The 26,337-nt window shown below is 35.6% G+C and carries 31 protein-coding genes and 1 riboswitch; of the genes, 19 read left to right on the forward strand and 12 right to left on the reverse strand.

All coding sequences use genetic code 11. The features are described from left to right. Positions 1-54 precede the first annotated feature (54 nt). Positions 55-198: riboswitch (FMN riboswitch) on the reverse strand. 188 nt (positions 199-386) lie between these two features. Then, positions 387-593 carry a CDGSH iron-sulfur domain-containing protein gene (locus tag RBB48_RS02845; RefSeq protein WP_001151582.1) on the reverse strand — a complete coding sequence of 69 codons (207 nt, stop codon included), beginning with the start codon at positions 591-593 and terminating at the stop codon, positions 387-389. A gap of 139 nt (positions 594-732) precedes the next feature. Between RBB48_RS02845 and RBB48_RS02850 the strand changes: the two genes are divergently transcribed. Further along, on the forward strand, positions 733-978 hold the full coding sequence (locus RBB48_RS02850) for a DUF2552 family protein (protein WP_000360794.1): 246 nt from the start codon (positions 733-735) through the stop codon (positions 976-978). 10 nt (positions 979-988) lie between these two features. On the opposite strand, the gene RBB48_RS02855 is transcribed toward RBB48_RS02850, so the two are convergent. Beyond that, positions 989-1,912 carry an alpha/beta hydrolase gene (locus RBB48_RS02855; protein ID WP_000819238.1) on the reverse strand — a complete coding sequence of 308 codons (924 nt, stop codon included), beginning with the start codon at positions 1,910-1,912 and terminating at the stop codon, positions 989-991. 81 nt (positions 1,913-1,993) lie between these two features. On the opposite strand from RBB48_RS02855, the gene RBB48_RS02860 reads away from it, so the two are divergent. Beyond that, positions 1,994-2,476: a GNAT family N-acetyltransferase gene (locus RBB48_RS02860; protein WP_060488342.1), complete on the forward strand. Its 483-nt coding sequence runs from the start codon at positions 1,994-1,996 to the stop codon at positions 2,474-2,476. 99 nt (positions 2,477-2,575) lie between these two features. Further along, positions 2,576-3,439: a LacI family DNA-binding transcriptional regulator gene (locus RBB48_RS02865; protein WP_060488343.1), complete on the forward strand. Its 864-nt coding sequence runs from the start codon at positions 2,576-2,578 to the stop codon at positions 3,437-3,439. Between the two features lie 23 nt (positions 3,440-3,462). Here RBB48_RS02865 and RBB48_RS02870 read toward each other — a convergent pair whose 3' ends face one another. Both RBB48_RS02870 and RBB48_RS02875 read right to left on the reverse strand, forming a co-directional pair. Beyond that, positions 3,463-4,782, reverse strand: a complete 1,320-nt coding sequence (locus tag RBB48_RS02870; protein ID WP_306007369.1) for a Na+/H+ antiporter family protein — start codon at positions 4,780-4,782, stop codon at positions 3,463-3,465. A 131-nt stretch (positions 4,783-4,913) separates the two neighbouring features. Further along, the gene (locus RBB48_RS02875) at positions 4,914-5,912 is read right to left on the reverse strand and encodes an alpha/beta fold hydrolase (protein WP_306007370.1); all 999 of its coding nucleotides are present in this window, start codon (positions 5,910-5,912) and stop codon (positions 4,914-4,916) included. Positions 5,913-6,033: 121 nt separating this feature from the next. On the opposite strand from RBB48_RS02875, the gene RBB48_RS02880 reads away from it, so the two are divergent. Beyond that, entirely contained in the window at positions 6,034-6,510 is a 477-nt protein-coding gene (locus RBB48_RS02880) for a ribbon-helix-helix domain-containing protein (protein WP_060488345.1), read from the forward strand. 122 nt (positions 6,511-6,632) lie between these two features. On the opposite strand, the gene RBB48_RS02885 is transcribed toward RBB48_RS02880, so the two are convergent. Then, a complete protein-coding gene (locus tag RBB48_RS02885) occupies positions 6,633-8,222 on the reverse strand; it encodes a bifunctional metallophosphatase/5'-nucleotidase (protein ID WP_306007371.1) in 1,590 nt (529 codons plus the stop codon). A gap of 200 nt (positions 8,223-8,422) precedes the next feature. Here RBB48_RS02885 and RBB48_RS02890 point away from each other — a divergent pair, with 200 nt between their 5' ends. The 3 genes from RBB48_RS02890 to RBB48_RS02900 all read left to right on the forward strand — a co-directional run bounded on the left by RBB48_RS02890 (position 8,423) and on the right by RBB48_RS02900 (position 10,228). Further along, a complete protein-coding gene (locus tag RBB48_RS02890; RefSeq protein ID WP_306007372.1) occupies positions 8,423-8,686 on the forward strand; it encodes a YqkE family protein in 264 nt (87 codons plus the stop codon). Positions 8,687-8,754: 68 nt separating this feature from the next. Then, positions 8,755-9,279 carry a GrpB family protein gene (locus RBB48_RS02895; protein WP_001227178.1) on the forward strand — a complete coding sequence of 175 codons (525 nt, stop codon included), beginning with the start codon at positions 8,755-8,757 and terminating at the stop codon, positions 9,277-9,279. Between the two features lie 121 nt (positions 9,280-9,400). Beyond that, on the forward strand, positions 9,401-10,228 hold the full coding sequence (locus tag RBB48_RS02900; RefSeq protein ID WP_306007373.1) for an aldo/keto reductase: 828 nt from the start codon (positions 9,401-9,403) through the stop codon (positions 10,226-10,228). A gap of 29 nt (positions 10,229-10,257) precedes the next feature. On the opposite strand, the gene lolS is transcribed toward RBB48_RS02900, so the two are convergent. Beyond that, a complete protein-coding gene (gene lolS / locus RBB48_RS02905; RefSeq protein ID WP_088064351.1) occupies positions 10,258-11,172 on the reverse strand; it encodes an aldo/keto reductase in 915 nt (304 codons plus the stop codon). A 53-nt stretch (positions 11,173-11,225) separates the two neighbouring features. Next, a complete protein-coding gene (gene mciZ / locus RBB48_RS02910) occupies positions 11,226-11,354 on the reverse strand; it encodes a Z-ring formation inhibitor MciZ (protein WP_000870295.1) in 129 nt (42 codons plus the stop codon). Between the two features lie 74 nt (positions 11,355-11,428). Here mciZ and RBB48_RS02915 point away from each other — a divergent pair, with 74 nt between their 5' ends. Then, positions 11,429-11,968, forward strand: a complete 540-nt coding sequence (locus RBB48_RS02915; protein WP_000067040.1) for an NUDIX domain-containing protein — start codon at positions 11,429-11,431, stop codon at positions 11,966-11,968. 24 nt (positions 11,969-11,992) lie between these two features. Here RBB48_RS02915 and RBB48_RS02920 read toward each other — a convergent pair whose 3' ends face one another. Further along, positions 11,993-12,544: a GNAT family N-acetyltransferase gene (locus RBB48_RS02920; RefSeq protein ID WP_000803489.1), complete on the reverse strand. Its 552-nt coding sequence runs from the start codon at positions 12,542-12,544 to the stop codon at positions 11,993-11,995. Between the two features lie 155 nt (positions 12,545-12,699). Here RBB48_RS02920 and spoIIM point away from each other — a divergent pair, with 155 nt between their 5' ends. From spoIIM to corA, 9 genes are all read left to right on the forward strand, one after another. Next, complete coding sequence (gene spoIIM / locus RBB48_RS02925) at positions 12,700-13,317, forward strand: stage II sporulation protein M (RefSeq protein ID WP_223261357.1); 618 nt, start codon at positions 12,700-12,702, stop codon at positions 13,315-13,317. A gap of 106 nt (positions 13,318-13,423) precedes the next feature. Further along, positions 13,424-13,879, forward strand: a complete 456-nt coding sequence (gene fur, locus RBB48_RS02930) for a ferric iron uptake transcriptional regulator (RefSeq protein ID WP_000392655.1) — start codon at positions 13,424-13,426, stop codon at positions 13,877-13,879. 103 nt (positions 13,880-13,982) lie between these two features. Next, a complete protein-coding gene (locus RBB48_RS02935; RefSeq protein WP_001250432.1) occupies positions 13,983-14,213 on the forward strand; it encodes a YqzK family protein in 231 nt (76 codons plus the stop codon). A gap of 6 nt (positions 14,214-14,219) precedes the next feature. Then, on the forward strand, positions 14,220-15,110 hold the full coding sequence (gene xerD / locus RBB48_RS02940) for a site-specific tyrosine recombinase XerD (RefSeq protein WP_000390083.1): 891 nt from the start codon (positions 14,220-14,222) through the stop codon (positions 15,108-15,110). A gap of 143 nt (positions 15,111-15,253) precedes the next feature. Continuing rightward, positions 15,254-15,997, forward strand: coding sequence for a FixH family protein (locus RBB48_RS02945; RefSeq protein WP_137013664.1), 744 nt, complete (start codon positions 15,254-15,256; stop codon positions 15,995-15,997). A 442-nt stretch (positions 15,998-16,439) separates the two neighbouring features. Continuing rightward, positions 16,440-17,624: a phosphopentomutase gene (deoB, locus tag RBB48_RS02950; protein ID WP_048546267.1), complete on the forward strand. Its 1,185-nt coding sequence runs from the start codon at positions 16,440-16,442 to the stop codon at positions 17,622-17,624. A gap of 12 nt (positions 17,625-17,636) precedes the next feature. Then, complete coding sequence (locus tag RBB48_RS02955; RefSeq protein WP_001078444.1) at positions 17,637-18,458, forward strand: purine-nucleoside phosphorylase; 822 nt, start codon at positions 17,637-17,639, stop codon at positions 18,456-18,458. Positions 18,459-18,465: 7 nt separating this feature from the next. After that, positions 18,466-19,770 carry a pyrimidine-nucleoside phosphorylase gene (locus RBB48_RS02960; protein WP_087985129.1) on the forward strand — a complete coding sequence of 435 codons (1,305 nt, stop codon included), beginning with the start codon at positions 18,466-18,468 and terminating at the stop codon, positions 19,768-19,770. 62 nt (positions 19,771-19,832) lie between these two features. Next, the gene (gene corA, locus RBB48_RS02965) at positions 19,833-20,795 is read left to right on the forward strand and encodes a magnesium/cobalt transporter CorA (protein WP_141542698.1); all 963 of its coding nucleotides are present in this window, start codon (positions 19,833-19,835) and stop codon (positions 20,793-20,795) included. Positions 20,796-20,829: 34 nt separating this feature from the next. Here the strand turns inward: corA and RBB48_RS02970 are convergent, their stop codons facing one another. Together RBB48_RS02970 and RBB48_RS02975 are read right to left on the reverse strand one after the other, a co-directional pair. Continuing rightward, entirely contained in the window at positions 20,830-22,119 is a 1,290-nt protein-coding gene (locus RBB48_RS02970) for an NCS2 family permease (RefSeq protein ID WP_060488352.1), read from the reverse strand. Positions 22,120-22,253: 134 nt separating this feature from the next. After that, the gene (locus tag RBB48_RS02975) at positions 22,254-22,925 is read right to left on the reverse strand and encodes an SIMPL domain-containing protein (RefSeq protein ID WP_060488353.1); all 672 of its coding nucleotides are present in this window, start codon (positions 22,923-22,925) and stop codon (positions 22,254-22,256) included. Between the two features lie 159 nt (positions 22,926-23,084). Here RBB48_RS02975 and RBB48_RS02980 point away from each other — a divergent pair, with 159 nt between their 5' ends. Then, on the forward strand, positions 23,085-23,504 hold the full coding sequence (locus RBB48_RS02980) for a MarR family winged helix-turn-helix transcriptional regulator (protein WP_001003308.1): 420 nt from the start codon (positions 23,085-23,087) through the stop codon (positions 23,502-23,504). Between the two features lie 102 nt (positions 23,505-23,606). Beyond that, the gene (locus RBB48_RS02985) at positions 23,607-24,152 is read left to right on the forward strand and encodes a hypothetical protein (protein ID WP_000820916.1); all 546 of its coding nucleotides are present in this window, start codon (positions 23,607-23,609) and stop codon (positions 24,150-24,152) included. A gap of 17 nt (positions 24,153-24,169) precedes the next feature. On the opposite strand, the gene RBB48_RS02990 is transcribed toward RBB48_RS02985, so the two are convergent. Further along, entirely contained in the window at positions 24,170-25,234 is a 1,065-nt protein-coding gene (locus RBB48_RS02990) for an ABC-2 transporter permease (RefSeq protein WP_088608114.1), read from the reverse strand. Between the two features lie 38 nt (positions 25,235-25,272). Then, entirely contained in the window at positions 25,273-26,337 is a 1,065-nt protein-coding gene (locus RBB48_RS02995) for an ABC transporter permease subunit (RefSeq protein WP_088608113.1), read from the reverse strand.

Consider the following 26,337-nt stretch of genomic DNA (forward strand, 5'->3'; position numbering starts at 1 on the left):
AAAAATATGCATACTGAAATAAAAGTGTATTCGCTATATAAAATTACTAGAAAACATATCCTTCTCCCATCCAGACTATACTGTCGGCCCTAGAGTTTCACTAGATCCACCGTTTTCGAGTTGAAAACGGGTCACGGACTTAGAAGTTTGCACTTCATCACCGCCGGTTGGGAATTTCACCCGACCCCGAAGGATGTTGTTTGCTCAAATTATAGCACAAAAAAAATAAAAGGCTAGAAAAAAATATTCGAATGTGAAGAATTGTGTGGAAATATATGTAAGTTGGAATGAGGACAAAAGTACGAGGAATGTTGTAAGGAAAAGGGGGACGAGAGTTAATGAAAAGAAAAAACATGCACAAAAAAATGTGCATGTCACATGTAAAATTATTCTGCCTCTGGTGCTCTAACGACAGACTCGAATTTCCCTTTATGCGAAGCATCACAATAAGGCATATTTTTTGATAAACCACAACGGCATAAAGAAAATGCCGGTTTTGCTGGGAATACATTCCCTTGTGAATCGACTAATTCCACGTCCCCTGTAACGCGAAAAGAGCCATTATCATTTACTTTAATTTGTACTTTCGCCAACGCTATCCCTCCTTCCCAAACGCTTAATTTCATCATATAATTAAGAGAAGTACTTGACAATATAAAATGAGCACTTTCTTTGGGAGAGAAGAGAGTGTTATAATGTTTTTTATAACTGACTAGAGTAAGGTGACGAGAGATGGATAAACAATTACATACATTACGAAACATTGCAAATGAGCGCACGTGGGCATCATTTTTGAATGATAATCATCCATATAGTTTGTTACATTGGTCCATTGCAGGTGTAGGGCAAGAGGCAAAGGATGTTTGGTTACTTCAAGATGAAGTAACATTTCAAACGACAGAATTTCCAACGTTAGATGATGCAATGCAATGGATTTCTGTAAATATGGAACAAGTTACAGACGTTTTAGCGCAATAAAAAAACAGGCTTATGCAAGCCTGTTTTTTGTTTCTTTTACATATGAGTTTAAAAATTGATCAACGGCTGCTTCATACTCTTCTTTATTTTCGTTATAAGAGCAAGCGTGTGCACCGCGTTCTGCAATATAAAGTTGTTTATTGTTTTCTTTTGCTTCATATAGTGATTTCGTCATATCAGCTAAAATATAATCATCATCTTTACTATGAATAAAGAGGACGGGATTATTAATATTTTTTATACAATCGATTGGTGAAACTTCGCGAATCGTATAACCGTCACGTACTTTTAAAAAAGCATTTGCTAAAGGTAATAAAGGCCATTTAGGTAAATGGAATTCAACCTTTAAACGGTGTTGTAATTGCCCGTAGAAATCAGAAAAAGGACAATCTGCAATATAGAAATCAGCACCATCTTCTACAAGTCCTGCGTATTGAAGAAGTGTTGCAGCTCCCATAGATTCACCATGAATACCGAGTGTTATATTTGTTCCAAAGCGACTTTTTAGCCAGTCAACTACAGATTTTAAATCATGTTTTTCATAGTATCCATAGCTTGTTGTTTTTCCACCAGTTTTACCATGACGACGATGATCATAAATAACGACATTATACCCTCTGTTTAAAAATAACCTTGCATATTTTACAGAGTTCATTTTATTTACAGTTACGCCGTGACAAAAAATCATAAACTTATTGGAATGACCAGCAGGAATGTAATATCCGTGAAGATCATATCCGAATTGCGAAGGAATATGAATTTCTTCTTTATGAAGAGCATCAAAATCCTCTAAACGAAAATGTTTTTTCGTTTCTCTTTCGAGTACTTCTTCCTCTGTTTTTTTCTTTAAGTACATCACTTTATTTGTAAAGAAAATCCCAAGGGCAGTTATCGCACCTAGTATAGTAAACAATGCTGCAAAAAAACGTTTCATACTTTACCTCATCCTCCAAATACCGTTACATGTGATACACTTACATTGTATCACAATGATAGAAAAGGGGAGAAATAGGAAATGGTGTATATACAAAAAATTACGCCAGCGATGAAAGAAACAATCCGAATGTTCATGTGTGAGAACTGGGGGAGTTCATTGATGGTTTCACGTGGTAAGGGGCATCAGTTAGAAGAGTTGCCAGGATTTGTTGCGCTCTTGGATGACAGAATAATCGGAATTATAACGTATGAAGTGACCGGAAATATTTGTGAAATTGTATCGTTAGATAGCTTTGAAGAAAGAAAAGGAATAGGGACGAAACTTGTAGATTGTGTATTACAATTTGCAGAAGAAGAACGGTGCGGGCGGGTTTGGCTCATAACAACAAATGATAATATGAATGCGTTACGTTTTTACCAAAAACGTAATTTTGTGATGACTAATTTATATGTGAATGCAGTGGAAGAGGCACGAAAAATAAAGAAAGAAATTCCGCGTATCGGATATGATAACATCCCAATTTTACATGAAATACAGTTGGAGTATCGTTTAATAAATTGATGTAACAATTTTCAGAAATATAAGTTATTAACCTTGACGAATATTGTAATTTAGGTTACCGTAAAATTGTAATCTATTACCATATTAAGGGGTGACGATGTGGCAACTATACGTGATGTTGCAAAATTGGCAGGTGTTTCAGTCGCAACCGTTTCACGAGTTATTAATGAAAAAGGATACGTTCATGAGGACACAGTAAAACAAGTAAAGGAAGCAATTGGGGAATTACGTTATAGGCCAAATAATGCAGCAAAGCCATTATTTAAAGAGAATTCAACGATAATTGCATTACTTGTAGATAATCTATATGACCTATCAAACATCCCTTTGCTACATTGTATTGAGGAAATAGCATATAAAGAAGGATATCAAATCATTGTTTGTAATATAGAGAATAAAGATAGATACATATATATGTTGAAGGAAAATAACGTTGCAGGTGTTATTTTAACAAGATCCGTTTTTAAAAGTATAGGAGAAATTCCACTTCCATTTGTTGTGATTGATGAACAAAAATCCCATGCAAATTATTATGAAAGTGGACAAAGAACGGTTTCTTTATTAAAAGAAAAAGGCTGTCAATTTCTTGCTTATTTCGATGAGGGAGAAGATAGTGAAGAAATGGAAGAGCGCATATCAGGATTTTTAGACGCTGTTTGGGAGGAAGGGATCTCTTATCGAGAAGTATGTGTACAAGGGTATACGAATAAACAGTTTATTACATTCTTACAAACTTACCCGTATATAGATGGAATTGTAACTTCAAGTGAAAAGGTTACTTTTGAGTTAATTCAAGCAGCGAAAAATTTCAATATCCGTATACCGGATAAGTTGAAAATTATTGGACCGAACGGGAGCATAGACAGTGAATGGATAGGCTCGTCACTCATGAAAATTGAAAGTTGCGCCGAAGAAAATGGGAAAATAGCTTTACAACAATTAAAAGAAAAAATAAAAAAGTAAAAGGTGCGTATAAAACGCACCTTTTATAATGTAATTGCGGTAATAAAGCCGAATATAAGTAACGGTATATTATAATGCAGAAAAGTTGGTACACATGTATCCCATATATGATGGTGTTGACCATCAGCATTTAAACCGGATGTTGGCCCAAGTGTACTATCTGATGCTGGAGATCCCGCATCGCCTAGCGCTCCAGCTGTACCGATAATTGCAATTGTGGCCATTGGACTAAATCCAAGCTGCATGCAAAGAGGCACAAAAATTGTTGTTAAAATAGGGATGGTTGAAAAGGATGAACCAATTCCCATCGTAACGAGAAGTCCAATCACAAGCATAAGAAATGCAGCGAGTGGTTTGTTATTTCCAATTATATGTGCACTCGTTTGCACAAGAGATTCAACATGTCCTGTTTTTCGAAGAACAGCGCCAAATCCAGCGGCAGCGATCATAACAAAACCGATAAAGGACATCATGCGCATTCCGCTTGTTAATATCGCATCTGCTTCTTTAAGAGGTAGACTACCACTTACTGATAAGACGATAATCCCCGCTAAAGCACCGAAAATCATTGATTCTGTTGCTAATTGAACAGTTAATGTGGCTATGATAGATAACAATCCGAAAGTAATGCTACGTTTTGTATAGGGAACGATTTCAATTGCGGTAGTATGAACTTGTTCTGTTTCATACGTACGAGGTTTCCGGTACGTAATGAATACCGCTACACATAATCCAATAATCATACCGATTGCTGGAATAGTCATTGCTTTTGGAATAAGTGCGACATCAAATGTAAGACCACTTTGCGCAGCATTTGTTTGCAATACGTCATGATAAATTTTTCCGAACCCTGCTGGAATCCACATATAAGGAGTAATCAATCCGAATGTAATAATACATGTAACAAGTCGGCGATCCACTTTCAGCTCATTTAATACTTTTAAAAGTGCTGGAATTAAGATAGGGATGAAAGCGATATGAACAGGAATCACATTTTGTGAGAAACAAGCCATCGTTAAAATGATGAATAAAATAAGTATTTTAGAATAAACTTGTTTTTTCGTGTCTTGTTCATTGCCAATCCATTTTAGTGCAGTTTGAATCATGGCATCTGGAAGTCCTGTTTTGGAAAGGGAAATAGCGAAACCGCCAAGCATTGCATAACTTAAAGCGATTGGAGCACTGTTTCCAAGGCCAGTTGTAAAAGTGTTAATAGTTTCTGAAATACCGAGTCCACCGATAATTCCGCCTGTTAAAGCTCCAACAATGATGGCGACAATGACCTGGACACGTAACAAACTAAGCAATAGCATAACTGCTACTGCGACGAGTACAGCATTCATAATAAATGTAATCTCCCTAAAATTTTATTGTGTTAAGGCAAGTAAATATGAAGCACTTTGCTAGATTTATACATAGTTGCGACATATTATTATAAATTGTTTTCTATGAAATGTAAAAGAGCCTTTTGTTACTAATGTTGAAAAGCTAGCTCTTGTTTAATTGATTGTAAAGAATTGGCGAATAATTCTGGTTCTTCTAAATCAGGAGAATGTGCTGAATTTGGGAACCAAATCATTTTTTTTATGGGGGCTTCTATCACATCACAATATTCCTGAGCGAGAGCATAAGGAGTTTGATAATCATAGCGACCAGAACAAAAATAAACCGGAATAGATAAGCTTGAAATAGAAGAAAAGAAATCGATTGTCAACATTTCTTCCCATAAAACGCCAGATTTTAAATTTCCTGCGAGAAACTTGAACCAATCTAATAGCGTATATTCAGGGGAAAAGAAGCCTTTTCGTATGAAAGAAAAGGAAGATCCGTTTTGGATTGCTCCGCCGAATGTGCCAAGCCACTTTCTTTGAATAATAAGGCGTCTTGTATCTAAAAATGGTGGTTTGCCTAATTTCAAAAGGGACGCTAATGCTTTTTTATGATCATGTTTTTTTGCAGAACGAATTAAATGCTGATATAGCAATTCTTCGTTTTGTTTCATATGTACAATCTGCCCAATACCGATGTAAGCCTCGATATACTGTGGATATTGATGTGCTATGTTAAGCCCAATAATGCTTCCCCAAGAATGACCAGCGAGAAATAGTTTCTGTTTATTGAACTTTTTAAGTACATATTGAATCACTTCTTTTGCATCGGAAACGAATTGTTCGATTGTAAAATTTGCTCCGAAATCTTTCATTGAAAAGGATTTACCTGCCCCGCGCTGATCCCAATTAATAACGATGAAGTGTTTCTCCAATTCTTTTTGAAAATGACGAATAAATCCAATTTGTGCCATGCCAGGTCCGCCATGACAGCATAATAAAATTGGCTGCTCTATGTTTTGCCCGCGCATAAGGAGAGTTTGTTTTCGATTATGGATCATAACGCTTTCCATCGTAGCAATACTATTAGGAATGAGTTGTTTATTTTCATTATAAAACTGTGGGGTATAGCTACGAAAAAGCATATGGAAATCCTCCTTTTCTGAAATCGTATGAATCGCACAGGCTATTCGTTTTGCATATACTGTTAGAAAATCATTGTAACATACCATACTAGTGTCATTTCAACACGGGAGGAGGGAAATTGTGACGATTGGAGAAATTATAGATTGCTTAAATAGACGTGAATCCATCGCTATTATAGCAAAACGTCTTGAAATAAGCCCATATACATTATCAAAGAAATTAAGATTGATTGGATACGAATATGATGGAGAACAGAAGAAACGTATTTTTGTAGGAGATGGAGAAGAACCGCGTCACTTACAACTCCAAGAAGCGACAGCCCTTCAATATGCGACAACGGATTATCAATTATTAATTTATGAGCAATTACAAAGTATTTATGAGTTATTAAGAAAGAGAGAAGAAGTAATTGTGCCCATTATGAGTATAAGTACAGAAAAAAAGAAACGTACCTTTTCTATTAATAAAGAAATATTAGCAAAACTAGACGTTATATCAGAAGCGAAAGGAATTCAAAAATCTAAACTTGTAGAAGAGGCGTTACAACAATTTTTACAACAATATGATTTTAACAAAACATCACATTTTGATAACTAAAGAAAAGGATACTATGTTCATTGTAAGAACGAGTATCCTTTTTAGGTTTTACTAATGTTGTGGATTAAGTATAAGTGCGTATCCTTTACAATAAAAATCTGGGTCGCATATGAGGGAAATACTTAATTTATCTTTTGAATTCTTCCATCAATAACTGGCTGAATTGGTTCTTTTAATTGTTTTACATAATCGACTAGCGCTTCAAAGTCGTTTGGACCAGTTTCTGAATTCTTCCCATTTTTAAATGATACGAATCCGTCACCGCCAGAAGCTAAGAAAGCATTCGCAACTACGCTATACGTTTTAGATGGAGATAACTCTTCGCCATTTGTTAAGCGTATATTCGTAACCTTTTCACCGCTTGGTTTATTTGCATCCCACGTATATTGAATACCTGAAATTTGAAGCATTCTTGTTGTTCCTTTTTGCCATTGTTGATTTAAAATGTCGCGAATATCTTGACCTGTTAAATCTACTTTAATCAATTGGTTTCCAAAAGGCTGAATGCCATATAATTCGCCCCAAGTAATATCGCCAGCATTTAAGTCATTACGAATGCCACCAGGATTCATAAGTGCGATTTGAGCTTGCATCGTTTGACGCTGTGCGTCGGCAATTACATTCCCAAGAGTAGATTCACCAGCATCATTTTGTTTACGGTCGATAGGTGCTGTAGATTTTCCTACAACTTCATTTACAAGTGGTGCGATTGTTTCTTTATATTGATCTATTTTTTGTTTTACTTGTTTATCAGGTTCCACACCTTCATGATATGTTGTAATCACTTCAGCTTTTTTCTTTACAATATCTTTTGTTTTACGATCAATTGTTACATCTACGTCTGAGAAAGCTGTTCCATAAGAGTTCGCTTGGACGATTAGTTTATTATTTACAGTACCATTTACATACGTGTGACTATGTCCACCGAAAATAACATCAACTTCCGAGTCTGTTTCATTTGCAATTCGAGTAAGGTCTCCATTTGTCACGCCAGACTCATCAGTTGTTCCGCCGACATGGGCAAGGACGACGATGGATTTAACACCGAGACGCTTTAATTGTTGCGTTGATTTATTAATTGCTTCTACTTCGTCAGTGATCTGTACATTTTTAAGCATAGTAGGCATCACGACATTTGGCGTATCAGTTGTAACAACGCCAATGAATCCTACAGGAACACCATCTACCATTTTTACAGTAAATGGTGGTAAAAATAAGCGACCAGTTGATTTGTTATAGAAGTTAGCAGCGACATAAGGGAAGTTAGCACCTTTGAAATTACCTGTTTTCTCGTGATATCCACCGTAAATGAGGCGTTTCATTTCATCGATACCTTCATCAAATTCATGGTTTCCAATTGTACCAACATCGAATTTTAAGTCATTTAAAAATTCAATTGTTGGTTCATCTTGTAACAACGCTGAAACTGGTGGACTAGCTCCGACAATATCGCCAGCATGTACGAGAAGTGTATTAGGGTTTTGTTTTTTACGTTCTTTTAAATAAGTAGCTAAGTACTCAGCGCCACCAGCTTCTTTGTTATTAATTTTTTTAACAGTATCTAGTTGTCCATGGAAATCATTAATACCAAGCATTTGTACGTCTACGTAGCGGTTTTGTTCAGCTGGAGTCTGGGATGGGGGAGCGGCAAATACGCTTGAAAAAGTAATGGTGCTTAAAACGGCAACAGCAGGAATGATTTTTTTCCACATAATTTAATTCTCCTTTTTTATAATCTGACATCATACGACATAATTTTAATAGATTCATAGGATTATATCTATATAAAAATTTAGTTTTTTCGAAAAATTAACATATTTACAAAAAGTAAATAATAGAGTAACGAACCTTTTTTATTGTCGAGTTCATTGTGTATCTACTATAATGGAGAAAAAAGTAAAAGGTGAGTAGCATGAAGAAAAAGAAACAAAGACAAATCCAAAGACAATCGCAAGTGAATAGACCAGAGAAAGAGTCGCTTACATTAGGCGATCAATTAAATGATTCACTCATGCAGCAATTAAAGAATAAGAAGAAAGAATTGCAAGTGAGAGAAGAAGAAAAAGAGGCAGCTGAACTGGAAAGAAAGCGCCGAGAACAAAAAGAACGTGAAAAAAATAAATCATTTGAAGAACTGTTAAGTGAAAGTAGCCTTACTTGGAAAGACTTTAAATAATATAAAAAATGATCAGTGCATACCGCTGATCATTTTTTTGACGAGCTTGTAAGAAAAGGGGAGTTTTAATGAGAAAAATTGTAGTCGTTCCGCATGAAAATCATTGGAATGAAAAATTTCAAATAGAGGCCGAACGATTAAAATCGGCGATGCCAGAAATGGTGAAAGTCCATCATATTGGAAGTACATCAGTGCCAGGACTGGCAGCTAAACCAATTATAGATATGATTATGGAAGTAGAGTGTATCGACAGAGTAGATCATTGGAATGAACGTTTTGAAGAGCTTGGTTATATCGTAAAAGGGGAAAATGGTATTTCAAGACGTCGTTATTTTATTCATGGAACTGAGGAAAAACGCTCGTATCACTTACACGTTTTTGAAAAAGGAAATCCTGAGATAGTAAGGCATTTAGCGTTTCGTGATTATATGATGGCTCATTGTGAAGAAGCAGAGGCATATGCAACCTTAAAGAAAGAATTAGCCGAAAAATATACATATGATGGCACGTTATATACGGAAGGAAAAAATGAGTTTGTGCGTAGTGTTGATGAAAAAGCGAAAGAATGGAGAGAAGGAAATATGAATAATTGAGTTTGAGTTTTAGTGTATAAAATTATTATGTAAACTGTACATATGTTTTGACTTTTTGGTTGAATCTTGTTGAAATAAAGTGGTGGCTTATAAAAAATGTAAGAATGAAAGGGAGACGACTGTGCACATTCCAACAACTACACTTCATAATGGCGTAAAAATGCCGATGATTGGTCTAGGCGTTTATAAAGCGAAAGAAGGCGATGAAGTAAAACAAGCAGTAAAAACAGCGTTAGAAGTTGGATATCGTTCGATTGATACAGCAACTGTATATGAAAATGAAAGCGGTGTCGGAGAAGCGGTTCGTGAATCAGGGATTCCGAGAGAAGACATATTTATTACAACAAAAGTTTGGAACGACGATCAAGGATACGAGGAAACACTTGAGGCGTTTGAAAAAAGCTTAAAGAAATTACAAATGGACTATGTAGATTTATATTTAATACATTGGCCAATAAGAGGGGAGTATGTCGATACGTACCGAGCGCTAGAAAAACTGTATGAAGAAGGTAAAGTGCGCGCAATTGGTGTTTCAAATTTTCATAAACATCATTTAGAACTGTTATTACCAAATTGTAAAGTGAAGCCGATGGTCAACCAAGTGGAACTTCATCCGATGTTAGCGCAATTTGAATTGCGTAATTTCTGTCAAGGTGAGCAAATTCAAATGGAAGCATGGAGCCCATTAATGAGAGGCGGGGAAGTATTCGAGAACCCGATTATTCAGGCCATTGCTACGAAATATGAAAAAACACCTGCGCAAGTTATATTAAGATGGGATATTCAGAGCGGGGTAGTGACGATTCCTAAATCTGTTACACCATCTCGCATTAAGGAGAATTTTTCTATCTTTGATTTTTCATTAACGGAAGAAGAGATGGCTCAAATTAATACGTTAAATCGTAATTTACATGTAGGAACGAATCCGGATAAATATGATACGCTATAAAAAGACGCTACCAGTATGGTAGCGTCTTTTTAACGATGTAAAGCGTAAGTATCACATTTAGCAATTTGCTGAAGTTGTATATATTGAGCTGTTGTTAACTGTGTTTGTTTACTAGCCTGGCCATTTTCTTTCAATTGCCCAATAGAGCTTGCACCAGGTATAACAGCTGCAACAGTTTCGTTATGTAAGCAATATTGAATAGCTGTTCCTGTTAAAGAGCTTTCTCCGATTATTTCTTTTACATTCGCAAGTGTCGCATATAATTCATCGTAAGAATAAGAAAGATAATTCTTTTCTTTTACTCTTTCTATCTTTCTTGCATTATTATCAGTTAAAATTCCTTTTGCAAGTGGCCCACGAGCAATAATGCTAATTTGATGTTCACTTAGAAGTGGGAACCATTCTTCAGGGCGACGATTTAAAAGGCTATATTCCATTAGCACACTAACGATATTGGAACGTTTAGCATATTCACGGATAACATTTGGACGTATAGAAGAAATACCGTAATGACGAATAATACCTTCTTTTTTTAATTCTTCAAAGGCTTCAATTGTTTCATCTATTGGATCTTCAATCGTCCCGCCGTGAAGTTGATAAAGATCAATATAATCAGTTTGAAGTCTACGTAAACTTTCTTTCACTTCAGCCTTTATGTAACTTTTAGAAGGATCCCAAGACCACCCGTTTTTTTCTTCTGTCCATCGATTTCCAACTTTTGTTGTAAGAACAATTTGGTCTCGTTTCCCTTTTAAGGCTTTTCCAACAAATTCTTCGTTTAATCCATAATCATATAAATCCGCTGTATCAAAAAAATTGATTCCTAAATCGATTGCTTCATCGATAATACGCATAGCTTCTGTTTCAGATGTACCGAGAGACATACAGCCAAGTCCCATTTCTGTCACAAACAAATCTGAGTTTCCTAATTGACGTTTTTTCATAGGTCAACCTCCTTACCTTTATTGTACGCAAGGGAAAAGAGGTTGACAAACGTTTACTTTTTATTTGCTGTAATCCACTCTTGTACAGTTGTATACTCTTTTCCATATTGTTTTAGCTTATGGCGAATTTGCCATGCTTTTCCGACTAAAGTGACGCGATTTGGTAAAATATAAACTTTCATTTCTATCACGCTCCTTTCAATGTGGTAAAATGTATGAGGAAAGAATAGGAAATAGAACAGGGAGATGAAGTAGTATGAGTAATCTTGCAGAGAGAACAGTAAAAACTGAACCGATTTTTGATGGTAGAGTTATAAAAGTTCGTGTTGATGATGTAGTATTACCAAATGGAGCAATGAGTAAACGTGAAATTGTAAATCACCCTGGTGCAGTTGCTATTATTGCTATTACTGATGAGGGGAAAATTGTGCTTGTCGAGCAGTATCGTAAAGCGCTTGAAAAGGCGATTATAGAAATTCCGGCCGGCAAGTTAGAACCTGGTGAAAAACCTGAGGTGACAGCAGTTCGTGAATTAGAAGAGGAAACAGGATATGTATGTGAAAATATGGAGCTTATTACTTCTTTCTATACATCTCCAGGATTTGCAGATGAAATTTTATATGTATATAAAGCGACAGGTTTGACGAAAAAAGAAAATAAAGCCGAGTTAGATGAAGATGAATTCGTAGAATTGATGGAAGTATCGTTAGAAGAAGCGATTATTCTTATGAAAGATCTTCGTATTCATGATGCGAAGACGATGTTTGCAGTACAATATTTACAACTACAAAAATAAACACTCGCCAAAGGCGAGTGTTTTTTAATTGATTTTTGCGTATACGCGTGCATCACGTAAGCTACCATCTGGTGCTATAAAATCATTTTCCATTGTACCTTCTAGAATAAATTCTAAACGTTCTGCTAGGTTACATGCATTTGCATTTGTTGCATCAGTACGAATTTCAATTCTTCTAGCACTTAGCTTATCAAAGGCAAATTGAATGGCACCTTTAATGGCTTCAGTCATATAGCCTTGTTTTGTATAAGCACTATGCAGCCAGAAGTGAAGTGAAAACTTTGGAATATCCCAGTTTTCAGGCTTGAGCGTTATAGCTCCGATGAATGTACCAGATACTTTATCGTATAAGTGAAAATCAAGTGTTTCACGAAGTAAAAACTGCCCGTGAGCGTTACGAACGATTTCTTCAGCACTTTCTTCTGTTTCAGCGTTAATTGGCATCCACGGTACTAAGTCTTCTAGAGAAGCTTGGATTGCTTCATACACTTCTGCACCATCACCTGGAAATGGCTTACGAACTTGTAAGCGTTCAGTTTGAAATAATGTTGGAAAATCTAATAATAATGGTTTCAAGAGAAATCCCTCCTATTCTCTACTTTTTAGTTTAGCAAAGTAGAGCGGAATTTCAATGTTAATTCGTCATACTTTTTTCTTTCTTTCATACATTTTTAATAAGAGTGTGAACGGAGGGAAGAAAAATGTGGAGAAAAACTTGGCAAGACCGTGTAATGTCTCACATACAGGAAAACTCTTCATTATATATATTTAACGCTGTTTTATTATTGATGGGAGTAATATTTGGGGCCATTCTTGTAAATAGTTTACAATTAAATCAAAAACAAGATTTATCATTTTATTTACAACGTTTTTTTGGACAAGTTTCTAAAGGAGAATTTGCTGTTGCGAGCGAAATGTTTCGAGAAAGTTACTTTTCGCAATTAAAATACATTGGATTTATTTGGATTTTGGGGATTTCAATTATTGGATTGCCACTTATTTTTATTTTATTATTTGTAAAAGGAGTAGTTGTCGGATTTACAGTAGGTTTTTTAGTAAGTCAGCATGGATGGAATGGATTATTATTAGCATTCGTTTCTGTATTGCCACAAAATCTCATTATTATTCCAGTATTTCTCGTTATGACAACAATTGCTGCAAGCTTTTCCTTACGCATGATTAGACATCAATTTATTCGGAAAATAACCGAACCGCTATTACCATTATTAATTCGTTATACATGCTTCTTTCTTGTAATCGGAGTAGTGTTAGCTCTTGCTTCTAGTGTAGAAGCTTATGCATCACCAGTTTTAATGAAAGAAGTCGTTGAGGCTATTAATAAACAATAAATACTTTTTGAGAATAATTATCAATTTGTTTTTATTGTTTTTCTTTTGACAGAAGCCCTTCTTCTGATATAATGGTGTAAGAGTGGCGAGGAGGGAGTAGTACCGAATGGAAGAAAGAATTGAACGAATTAAGAAGCAATTACATGCAGCGAGCTACAAATTAACACCGCAACGTGAAGCAACAGTTCGTGTGCTGCTAGAAAATGAAGAAGATCATTTAAGCGCAGAAGATGTTTACCTCCTTGTAAAAGAAAAGTCGCCAGAGATCGGATTAGCAACCGTCTATCGAACTTTAGAACTATTATCTGAGTTAAAAGTTGTCGATAAGATTAACTTCGGAGACGGTGTTTCACGCTATGACTTACGCCAAGAAGGTGCGCAGCGTTTCCACCATCATTTGATTTGTACACAATGTGGTGCTGTACAAGAAATACAAGAAGATTTACTTGGTGAAGTGGAAAGGAAAGTAGAACATGACTGGAGCTTTAAGGTGAAGGATCATCGTTTAACATTCCATGGGATTTGTAAAAATTGTCAAGAAAATGAAACGGATGAAAAATAACCTTTTCCTATTTAACTAGGAAGAGGTTTTTTATTTGAATAAGGTATAAATTGGTGAAAGCTTGGCATATGTTGTAATAACTTATATTTTGGAGGAATTTACAATGCGCCGAGCTTTAAAATTAACTTTTGATGGGATAAAAGTATTTTTATTATTTACAAGTTGTACGATTTTGTTTTATTTCGCTATACTATGGATAAATGAAGAATATGAAAGCTATCATCGTTATGAAAAGCCAAAAGAAGAGACTGTAGAAAAAGTATCAGGGAATGAAGAGCCGGCAAAGGATGCTTTCGTAAATAGAATGATGTTTTTCTATGAAAATGGGGAGTAGTGTAGATTGGAAGATCAATTAAAAGATTTTATTCATTATATGGTTGTCGAAAAAGGGCTAGCGAAAAATACAGTAGTATCTTATGAACGTGATTTAAAAAGTTATGTAAAGTATTTGCAAAATGTAGAACAGGCGAAAAGCTTTCATGAAGTAACACGCTTGCACATTGTTAATTTTCTGCAGCACTTAAAAGAAAACGGAAAATCTTCGAAAACATTAGCACGTCATATTGCATCGATTCGTTCGTTTCACCAATTTTTACTTCGTGAACGGGCGGTAGAGCACGACCCATCCGTACATATTGAAACGCCGCAAGGAGAACGGAAATTACCGAAAGTACTATCAATCGATGAAGTAGAGGCGTTACTTCAGACACCGAAAATGACGAGTGCTTTTGGGGTTCGTGACAAGGCGATGCTAGAGTTATTGTATGCAACAGGACTTCGTGTTTCGGAATTAATTGCCTTAAATTTAGAAGATGTACATTTAACGATGGGATTTGTTCGTTGCATAGGGAAAGGGAATAAAGAAAGAATTATTCCACTAGGAAGTTTAGCGACGGAAGCGATTCAAAAGTATATTGAAAAGGGAAGAAGAGAATTGATGGGGAAAAAAGTAGTAGATGCACTCTTTTTAAACCATCATGGGAATCGATTATCAAGACAAGGATTTTGGAAAATTTTAAAACGATTGGCGAAAGAAGCAAATATTGAAAAAGAGCTTACACCGCATACGTTGCGCCATTCTTTTGCTACGCATTTATTAGAAAATGGAGCAGACTTGCGTGCTGTGCAAGAAATGCTTGGACATGCAGATATTTCAACGACGCAAATTTATACGCATGTTTCAAAAGCTAGATTAAAAGATGTATATAAACAGTTTCATCCGAGAGCATAGTTACTATGCTCTTTTTTCATAGATTCAAAAGGCTACAGTACTTCACAAAAACTTCACAAACATTTCGTACATTGTTTTCAGCAGAAGACTAGAATATTACAATGTATTTCCTCTATACTAAATAAGGTATGAAGGAGGAAATGATGATGAAAAAACTTATTATGACTTTATTTATCGCGATGCTAGCATTGGCTGGCTGTAATACAAACAAAGAAGAACCGAAAAAAGAACAGAAACTAGAAGCTGTAAAAGTAGCAGTTCAAACAAATCCGAAAGAAATTAAACCTGGTGAAAAAACAGAAGTACAAGCACTTGTTACACAAGGAAAAGAAAAAGTAACAGATGCTGATGATGTAAAGTTTGAAATTTGGAAAGCTGGCGACGAAAAGCACGAGATGTTAGATGGTAAGCATAAAGGAAAAGGTGTTTATGCAGTAGAGAAAACGTTCGAGACGGATGGAGTATACCATATTATCGCTCACACAAATGCACGTGAAATGCATGTTATGCCAGAAGTAAAAGTGGCTGTAGGAAATGCGAAAGTAGAAGATGCGAAAAAAGAAAATAGTCATCACGGTGCAGGGCATGGCGATCATAAAAGCGATACAATGATCCATCTTATGGCTGGTGATATAAAAGCAAATGCTGAATCGACTATGAAAGTTCATTTAAAACAAAAAGAAGAAGCGTTAACTGGTGCTGAAGTACAACTTGAGATTTGGAAAGATGGTGTTGAAAAACACGAATTTATTCCAGCGAAAGAAGGAAATAAAGGAGAGTATGAAACGAAACATACTTTCAAAGAAAATGGTTCTTACAAAGTGAAAGTTCATGTTAAAAAAGGCGAACTACATGAACATAAAGAAGAAACAGTAGAAGTAAAATAAAAAGCAGCTCTTTAGAGCTGCTTTTTATTTTTATTCCGTAAACGTCCAATTGATGAGGGCTTATAATCAGTGGAGAAGAACTAAACTCCTACTAATCAAAGTTTCACTTTATATGAAGAAATAAATCATAAAATAATTAGCACTTATTTGCATAATGGATTACAATAGAAGTGTGAAGAAAATGAGAAATTCTACGAAAATGTATTAAAAAGAAAGCGTAAACATGTTATGATATCTGTATCAGATGTCTGACATCTGACTTAGAAAAAACTAGAAATGTTTTTGAGTCGTTTCGAAGTAAACGAAATAGGTTAGAGAATCAATTAAAGAAGTACTGTTTGACAATGAGAACGAAAGAGAATTCTTATGGAGAACAGTTTCACTTTATAGCGTTTTGAACATACTACAAGAAGTAGAACTGAACTTATAGGAGGTCGCAGTTATGAATAAATATAAACGTATATTCCTAGTCGTAATGGATTCTGTTGGAATCGGTGAAGCACCAGATGCTGAGCAATTTGGTGATTTAGGATCTGACACAATTGGTCACATTGCTGAACATATGAATGGGTTACAAATGCCTAACATGGTGAAATTAGGTCTTGGTAACATTCGTGAAATGAAAGGTATCTCTAAAGTAGAAAAACCACTTGGATATTATACAAAAATGGAAGAGAAATCTACTGGTAAAGATACAATGACAGGTCACTGGGAAATTATGGGTCTTTACATTGATACACCATTCCAAGTTTTCCCTGAAGGCTTCCCGAAAGAATTACTTGATGAATTAGAAGAAAAAACAGGTCGTAAAATCATCGGTAATAAACCAGCTTCTGGAACTGAGATTCTTGATGAGCTTGGTCAAGAGCAAATGGAAACAGGATCTTTAATCGTTTACACTTCTGCTGATAGCGTATTACAAATCGCAGCACACGAAGAAGTAGTGCCGCTTGATGAGTTATATAAAATTTGTAAAATTGCACGTGAATTAACATTAGATGAGAAATACATGGTAGGTCGCGTTATCGCTCGTCCATTCGTTGGTGAGCCTGGAAACTTTACACGTACACCAAACCGTCATGATTATGCATTAAAACCATTCGGCCGTACGGTAATGAATGAATTAAAAGATAGTGACTACGATGTTATTGCTATCGGTAAAATCTCTGACATATATGATGGTGAAGGTGTAACTGAGTCACTTCGTACGAAGTCTAATATGGATGGAATGGATAAGCTTGTAGATACATTAAATATGGACTTTACAGGTCTTAGCTTCTTGAACTTAGTTGACTTTGATGCATTATTTGGACACCGCCGTGATCCACAAGGGTACGGAGAAGCTCTGCAAGAGTATGATGCTCGTCTTCCAGAAGTATTCGAAAAACTAAAAGAAGATGATTTATTATTAATTACAGCAGACCACGGTAATGATCCAGTTCACCACGGTACTGATCATACACGTGAATATGTACCGTTATTAGCATATAGCCCAAGCATGAAAGATGGCGGACAAGAATTATCAATTCGCCAAACATTTGCTGATATTGGTGCAACGGTAGCAGAAAACTTCGGCGTGAAAATGCCAGAACACGGAACAAGCTTCTTAAACGAGCTAAAGAAATAGGGGGATAAACAAATGAATCGTGAACTTATTACAAAATCAGCTTCATACTTAAAAGAGAAATTTCAAGAAACGCCACAAGTAGGACTAATCCTTGGATCTGGACTAGGTGTATTAGCAGATGAAATCGAGAACGCAGTAACAGTACCTTACAGTGAAATCCCTGAATTCCCAGTATCAACTGTAGAAGGTCATGCAGGTCAACTAGTATTCGGTACACTTCAAGGTGTAACAGTAGTAGCAATGCAAGGACGTTTCCACTTCTATGAAGGATACGACATGCAAAAAGTAACATTCCCAGTTCGTGTTATGAAAGAACTAGGTGTAGAAACAGTTGTTGTAACAAATGCAGCTGGTGGTGTAAATACATCATTTGAGCCAGGCGATCTTATGTTAATTTCAGACCACATTAACTTCATGGGTACAAATCCATTAATCGGACCGAATGATTCTGAAATGGGCGTACGTTTCCCTGATATGTCTACATCATATACGACAGAACTTCGTGAAATGGCGAAACAAGTTGCAGCGGACTTAAATATTAAAGTACAAGAAGGTGTATACGTTGGAATGACAGGTCCTGTATATGAAACACCTGCTGAAATTCGTATGCTTCGTACACTTGGCGGAGATGCAGTTGGTATGTCAACAGTACCTGAAGTAATTGTAGCGCGTCATGCTGGTATGAAAGTACTTGGTATTTCTTGTATTTCAAATATGGCAGCTGGTATTTTAGATCAGCCACTTCATCACGATGAAGTAATCGAAACGACAGAACGTGTTAAAGCTAACTTCTTAGCATTAGTAAAAGCAATCGTAAAACAAATGAAGGGGTGACCTCACAATGAGAATGGTGGACCTAATTGCAAAAAAACGTGACGGACATGCACTAACGACAGAAGAAATTAACTTTATTGTTGAAGGATATACGAATGGTGATATTCCTGATTACCAAGTAAGTTCACTTGCAATGGCAATTTTCTTCCAAGATATGAACGATCAAGAACGTGCTGATTTAACTATGGCAATGGTAAATAGCGGTGATACAATCGACTTATCAGCTATTGAAGGGGTAAAAGTAGATAAGCACTCAACAGGTGGTGTTGGTGATACAACAACACTTGTGTTAGGTCCATTAGTAGCCGCTTTAGGTGTACCGGTTGCAAAAATGTCTGGACGTGGGTTAGGACATACTGGTGGTACAATTGATAAATTAGAAGCAGTTCCAGGATTCCATGTTGAAATCGAAAATGATGAATTCATGCGACTTGTAAATGAAAACAAAATCGCAGTTATTGGTCAAAGTGGAAACTTAACACCTGCGGATAAAAAGTTATATGCACTTCGTGATGTAACGGCAACAGTAAACTCAATTCCGCTTATTGCAAGTTCGATTATGAGTAAAAAAATTGCTGCTGGTGCAGATGCAATTGTTCTTGATGTAAAAACTGGAGCAGGTGCATTTATGAAAACAGATGAAGATGCAAAACGTTTAGCAGAAGCAATGGTGCGCATTGGTAATAACGTTGGTCGTAATACGATGGCTGTTATTTCTGATATGAGTCAACCACTTGGTGAGGCGATTGGTAACGCACTTGAAGTACAAGAAGCAATTGATACATTACAAGGTAAAGGACCGAAAGATTTAGAAGAGTTATGTTTAACGCTTGGAAGTCAAATGGTATACCTTGCTGGACAAGCTTCATCTTTAGAAGATGCACGTGAGAAATTAATTGAAGTAATGAACAACGGTAAAGCGCTAGAATCATTTAAAACGTTCTTATCAGCGCAAGGCGGCGATGCTTCTGTTGTTGATGATCCTTCTAAATTACCACAAGCACAATTTAAAATTGAAGTAGAAGCGAAGGAAGACGGTTATGTATCAGAAATCGTTGCAGATGAAATCGGAACAGCAGCAATGCTTTTAGGAGCAGGACGTGCGACGAAGGAATCTGAAATTGATTTAGCAGTTGGCTTAATGCTTCGCAAAAAAGTAGGGGACAGCGTGAAAAAAGGTGAATCCCTCGTTACAATTTACGCAAACCGTGAAAATGTGGACGATGTAAAAGCAAAAATTTATGAGAACATGAAGATTGCTAACGAACATGTAGATGCACCAACGTTAGTGCACGGCATCGTTACCGAATAATAAAAAAGGGCCAAGGAGTATTTCTCCTTGGCTTTTTTTGCTATTTTTTGTTTATAATAATAATGGGTGAAATTATGATTAGAATTTGTGCAATAACAAAAACAGATGAAGTATTATATGATGTTTCGCTAGAAGAAACATCGAAAGACCATATTGTATGGTATTGGCTAGATTTATATAAGCCAACGAAAGAAGAGTATACATACATTTTACAAGATCATTTTAAGTTCCATCCCCTTGCAATTGAAGACTGTATAGAATATGTACAGAGACCAAAAGTTGATTTTTATGATGGATATAACTTTTTAGTTCTTCATGCATTTGGTGAGGATGGATTAGAACCGCACGAGATTGATTTATTTATTAGTGATCGTTTTATTGTTTCTTTCCACTTTTCTCATAACAATGCAATCGAAAGAGTATGGAAAACACTTGGAGAAAAGAAGCGTATTAAAAATAGTCCTTTACACGTAGCGCATACAATTATCGACCAAATTGTAGATGACTATTTTGCGCCTGTATATTACATTGAGGATCATTTAAATGCAATTGATGATAATTTAACGGGTGAGACAGCAGGAAGTGTATTAGAAGAAGTATTTGATATACGTACAGATTTATCGAAGCTAAGGCGCACAATCATTCCGATGCGTGATTTATTGTATCGTATTTTAAATTCGACTCGTTTTTACGGTATAAGTGATCATGAGATTTATTTTAAAGATATACATGACCATTTGCTTAAACTGACAGAAATGATTGAAGCAAGCCGCGAGTTAACGGCAGATATTCGGGATAGCTATTTTTCATTAAACTCACATCATATGAATAACATTATGAAAACATTAACTGTATTCTCGACTATTTTCATGCCATTAACATTTATTGCGGGAGTATACGGAATGAACTTTACGCATATGCCAGAGCTTGGTGGACAATATAGTTATTTTATTTGTCTACTTCTAATGGCGCTAATTGGCGGTGGGATGATGGCTTGGTTTTATAAAAAAGGATGGTTTAAGTAAAAAAACACCGAGGAAAATTCCTCGGTGTTTTTACTTAACCAATAGCATGTAATACAAACATGGCTAAGAATAAGCATGTAACGATATACATAGACGGTGCGACTTCTTTACGCTTTCCAAGAGCAACTTTTAAGATAGGATAAGCAATAAATCCGAACGCAATGCCATCAGCGATACTATATGTGAGCGGGATCATGACGATAATTAAGAACGCTGGAAATCCTTCTGAAAAATCGTTCAGAGGAATTTGCTGAATGCTTGTAATCATCAGGCCGCCAATAATAATTAAGATTGGTGCAATGGCACTATCAGGAATTAGTTTCACAAACGGAAGTGCAAACAGTGATGCGAAGAATAACAACCCTGTAACGATAGACGTCAGACCTGTCTTTCCGCCTGCAGTAATACCTGCAGCACTCTCTACTGTTGATACGGTAGGGCTTGTGCCAAATAGACCACATGTCATTGCTGAAATTGCATTGGCTTGGTAAGCACGTGGGAATTTACGGTCATCTTCTAATAAACCGTGCAGAAGTCCCATGTTCTCAAAAATAAGCACCATGCTTAAGGAGAATGTTGCAATCCAAAACGGTAAGGAAGAAAGTTTGCCAAATGACATAGCTCCAAACACATCGCCGTAATTAGCGAATGAGAATGAACTATTTCCGATTTGACTTGTATCAACAAGACCAAATAGCCATGCAATACCAGTTCCTATTGCAATCGTCCATAAAAAGCTTCCACGTACGTTACGAATAAATAGTACAAGTGCAACGATAAGAGTAAGTAGTGTCGCAAGAACGACAGGGTTACTTAATTTACCCATTGCAACAGCAGTATTTGGATTCGAAACGACTAAACCACCTTTTTGCAATCCGATAAATGCTAAAAATAATCCGATGCCGACAGTAATAGCTTCCTTTAATGACTTTGGAATCGATACTGAAAGCAAGCGAGCGATTGGTGTAAACGCAGCAATTGCAAAAATAATACCAGAGATGAAGACAGCTGCTAATGCTTCCTGCCAAGCTAATCCGAGCGTATGCACAGCAGTGTACGTGAAGAATGCATTTACGCCCATACCAGGGACAAGAATAGCAGGTGCATTTGCCCAAAATGCCATGAGCAGACATCCGACAAATGAACTGAAAACAGTTGCTAAAATTCCAGCTTCAAGAGGAATGCCAGCATCCGATAAAATTGATGCATTTACAATCATAATATATACGATTGTGAAAAATGACGTAACTCCAGCTAAAACTTCTTGTTTTGGTGATGTTTCGTGTAAACCTAATTTAAATGTTCTTTCAAGTATTCCTTTCATGTTAAACCTTCTTTTTCATATCCCTCTCCCACCCGTGATATCTCTTTTGTAAGAGCTCACCGTCCTTTATTATATCAGAACATCATGTTTTTACAACAAGGAAAATGATAACGTTTACTTATAAAAGAAATTATTTATAAATACGTAAAAATGGCTCGTATTGTTGAAATGATTTCTAATTCTCCTGATTGAATGGGCGGAGCTGCTTGCGCATGTAAAGTAGCATAGGACGTCACTTCCCGTGGTAATTGGGCGGATTCTTCAACGAATGAGAGTGGAACTGGATTAATGTTTAAATTGTATGTACTCGCAATAGCACGAGCTTTTTCTACCGCTTGTTGCAGAGCTTGAATAAGAGCTTGCTCATAATATTTATTTGGATGAGATATTCGAAAACGTAACCCTTTTGCTAAGTTTGCTCCATTTGAAACGGCTATATCATATACTTCCCCTGCTTTTTGTACATTTAAAACGGTAATTTCATACAAATGTTCCACACGATATCCTTGTAGTAATGCTTTATCATTTACATATTCGTACTGGGGCGTAATCGTATATGAAATGGTTTCTATATTTTTTTCGGCAATACCTAGTTGTTTTAGTGCATCCAATAATTGTTTTGATTGCACTGCATTCTCTTCTTGTGCCTGTTTTACATTTTTATGATCTGTACGAATACCAATCGTTAATATAACAACATTTGGTTTTGCTTTTATAACGCCTTCACCTTGCACCGTAATGGTAGCTTCTTTACCAGTATTAGCTGTACGTACGTTGTGTAAATAAGGATTCATTCCACCTTGCATCTTCCATCACCATCCTTATTTATATGTATATGTGTGAACAAAAAAGAAATTTGTATGAAAAAGTTACATAAATGAGAATGTTAAAGAAAGAAAGCATATACAATAAGGGTATTTATAGATTATAATATGTGTAAATATGATAAAAAAGGGACGAGGCTAGTGAACGAAAAAAGAGAAACACTGATTTTAGAGTTATCCGGATCATTTCGAAAGATGATACGTTTATTACAAAATGATATTAATACACGTTTTGCAGAACATATGCCATACAATGAATTTTCTGTATTACGCGCATTATTTTTAAAGAGTCCACAGATGGCTTCGCAAATTGCGAGTGAAGTAAACGTAACCTCTAGTCATATTACAGCTGTTACTGATCGTCTCGTACGAAAAGGGTTTGTAGAAAGAAAGCGTTCAAATTCAGACCGTCGTATCGTGTACCTAGAAATTACAGAACACGGAAGAGAAGTAACTGAAAAACTTGAAGCTGTGCGTAAAGAATATTATAAAGAGAAATTTAAAGGTTGGAGCGACCAAGAAATCGAAATGGTGTTAGAGCTATTTGGCCGCGTATTATAATAAATGAGGATAGGAAGCGAAAGCTTTCCTATCCTTTTTCTTTTGAATAAAAACATTTTGAAACTCCAATACTTTAATTAAAAAGAATCGGAGTGAAAAATTATGAAACGTATTTGTATGCTTTTCATTATGATTGGAAGTTTTTTCTGCTTTAATCAATTCGTGGACGCTGCAACGCCTCTTCAAGTCGTTCAGAAAGAATTACAACATATTTCAAATAAGCAACCTGTTTTATATTCAAAACTATGGATTCGTTCTATGCAGAATGCTATTTTATTTCATCATAGTGATAACATTCGGCATGAAGATACGATAAGCAATGTGACAAAGTCTTCTCTTATAAAAGTAAAACAACTTCCACTTCAGAAAGCATCACAGTACATCCCGAGATTATCGCAATATATTTCTAAGTTTGAAGCTGAGAATGTGCAAGTGTATTATGTTGCAGCTCGTTATGAAGTGAAAAAAGAAAATCCGTATCAGTTAAATGGAATGAATTATTTTATGCAAGTGTTTATTCAACAAGGGGGAGAATGGAGAATTGCTGAAAGCATAGTCGCTCCAACAGATCAAATCGTGGCAAATGGTGACGGCTTTGGAACGAAGCAAGAAAAAGAGTATGGGAAAAGAAGAGAGAATGTGAAATAACCTCCTTTTGAAGGAGGTTATTTCGTGCGAAGTAAAAATTTTTTATTTATGAAATAGTTAAGTACTACATAGCTAAATACTCCTATTATTATGAATCCAGCGTAATAACTTAATATTGGATCGTTTTTTTCACCTGTTAACCAGCCTCCTAATAGTGCGAAACATATCGTGACACACGGTATAAATAGACGTTGTAGTTTAGTGAATAATAATAGTTTACCGTTATTTTCATTTTTTGTCCGATTATAGAAAAATACTCCTAATGGTAAAAGAAAAAGAATATATAGAATCGGAGTGATAAGTTTCCAGGTGGGCTGGAATTGGTGTTGCACCGTAACGGATTCTTTTAGATTATTAATGTTTACTTCTTTTACTTTTGGATTAAATGTATAAGATATATAAGTATTATTAGTAGGTGCAAAAACTTCAATGTTCTCTACATATGATGTGTAATTCGCTTTCTTAAGGAAAAATTCAGTTGTAGATATATTTGTGTGAATCCAAGTGAAATGAAACAGCAACATGCTTAGTCCAGATGGTAATATAATAAAAACTAAGCTTAATATACTATGTGAAATGACATTACCAGCAATTGTTCCTATAAAAATTGCTATTGTAAAAATCGCAATCCATGTAATGGTAACATAACATAATAATGTAAGTATTGGCCCGAAGGATTGATATTGGTTAAACAGATTAACCGTTAGGATAAAATACATTAAGATGATATTAAGGCTCATTATGAATATAATTACAATTGTCCCGAACAGCCATTTAGAAAGAAAAAGTTCTTTTCTCGTGAATGGCATTGCGAATAACAGATGATCTGTTTGATTTCGTTTTTCCCAACTTATTAATGAACAAGCGAGTAATATGAAAGTTGGAATGAAGGGGATGATAAGAGTATCCCCATTTAAACTATAGCTGAAATAGTTATCTTGGTTTGCTGAAAGACTTGTTAGTTGAATCTGTAAATCATTAAAATAGCTAATAGGTAAAAACCAAAAACTACTACAAGCAAAGAGTAAAAGAATGTACTTACTTTGCTTGTAATGATGTAACCATAAAGCCTTATAAAACATGTTATTCCTCCAATGCCCAACATGTGATTATGTTGAATTTAGTTAATATTCCAAGTAAACTTCCATTTTAATATTTTTGGCAGGAAGAAATACATAATTAAACTAGTAACTAAAAATCCGATGTAAAAGCTGGACAATGAATGCGCGCGACTTAGCATTAAGCCTCCAACGATTCCACCAAAGAAAATCGCACAAGCCATAACTACTTTTTGTAGTTTCGGATACAATAAGTAGTTACCATTTCGCTCATTGACTGAACGGGCATATAAATATATACCGAGTGATAATAAAATAATAATATGTGCAATAGGTGCAATCAATGTTTTTGCCGGCGGGATTGTTGTAAAGTTTGGTTCATTATGACGTACTCCATCCTTATCAGTATAAGCGTTTTGAGGATCGTAATTAAAGCTAATAGTAAACTCTTCTGCTGGACCAGAAATACGTATGTTTTCCATAATATCATGTATACTGCCATTGTTCTCATGAAAGTCGGCATTCGAGTGAACAGCAATGACTCCTGATATTAGAGATGGAAGTAACACTGGGAAGATTAATATAGCTGCAGTAAGAAATCCTTGCGATATAATATTCCCTGCAATTGTACCTACACATAAGGTAAGTGTATAAATAGCGATTAATACAATTAACATGTATATAAAGTAACTATGAAAAGGGGAAAATACTTGATATTTATTATGAAAAGTTAACTTTTTCATAATAGCAAATAGCCCCCAGTTTAAAACGACAACAGCGGCGATATTACAGATTCCAAACAACCACTTTGTTATATAAAGGTGTGAACGTTTAAATGGCATAGACCATAACAAGTCGCTAGCGTTATTTTGTCTTTCCCATCCAATTAACGTACAAGCTAGAACGATTAGCACACTACCTAACAGCATGATAGAATCTAGAAGTGTTAAATCAAAACTGTAATGATATATAACTTTCCATTTTTTATTCATATTTAGAAAATATTGCTGTTGAATAGAAGTCATATAGTATTTATATGACAAAGTATAGAAGCTGACGAGCCAAAATAACCATACAACATATTTACTTTGTTGATATGTTCTTAGCCATAGTGCTTTTTGAAACAT

Origin of the sequence: Bacillus sp. MMSF_3353 (assembly GCF_030733445.1) — a bacterium.
GTDB classification, from domain to species: domain Bacteria; phylum Bacillota; class Bacilli; order Bacillales; family Bacillaceae_G; genus Bacillus_A; species Bacillus_A wiedmannii.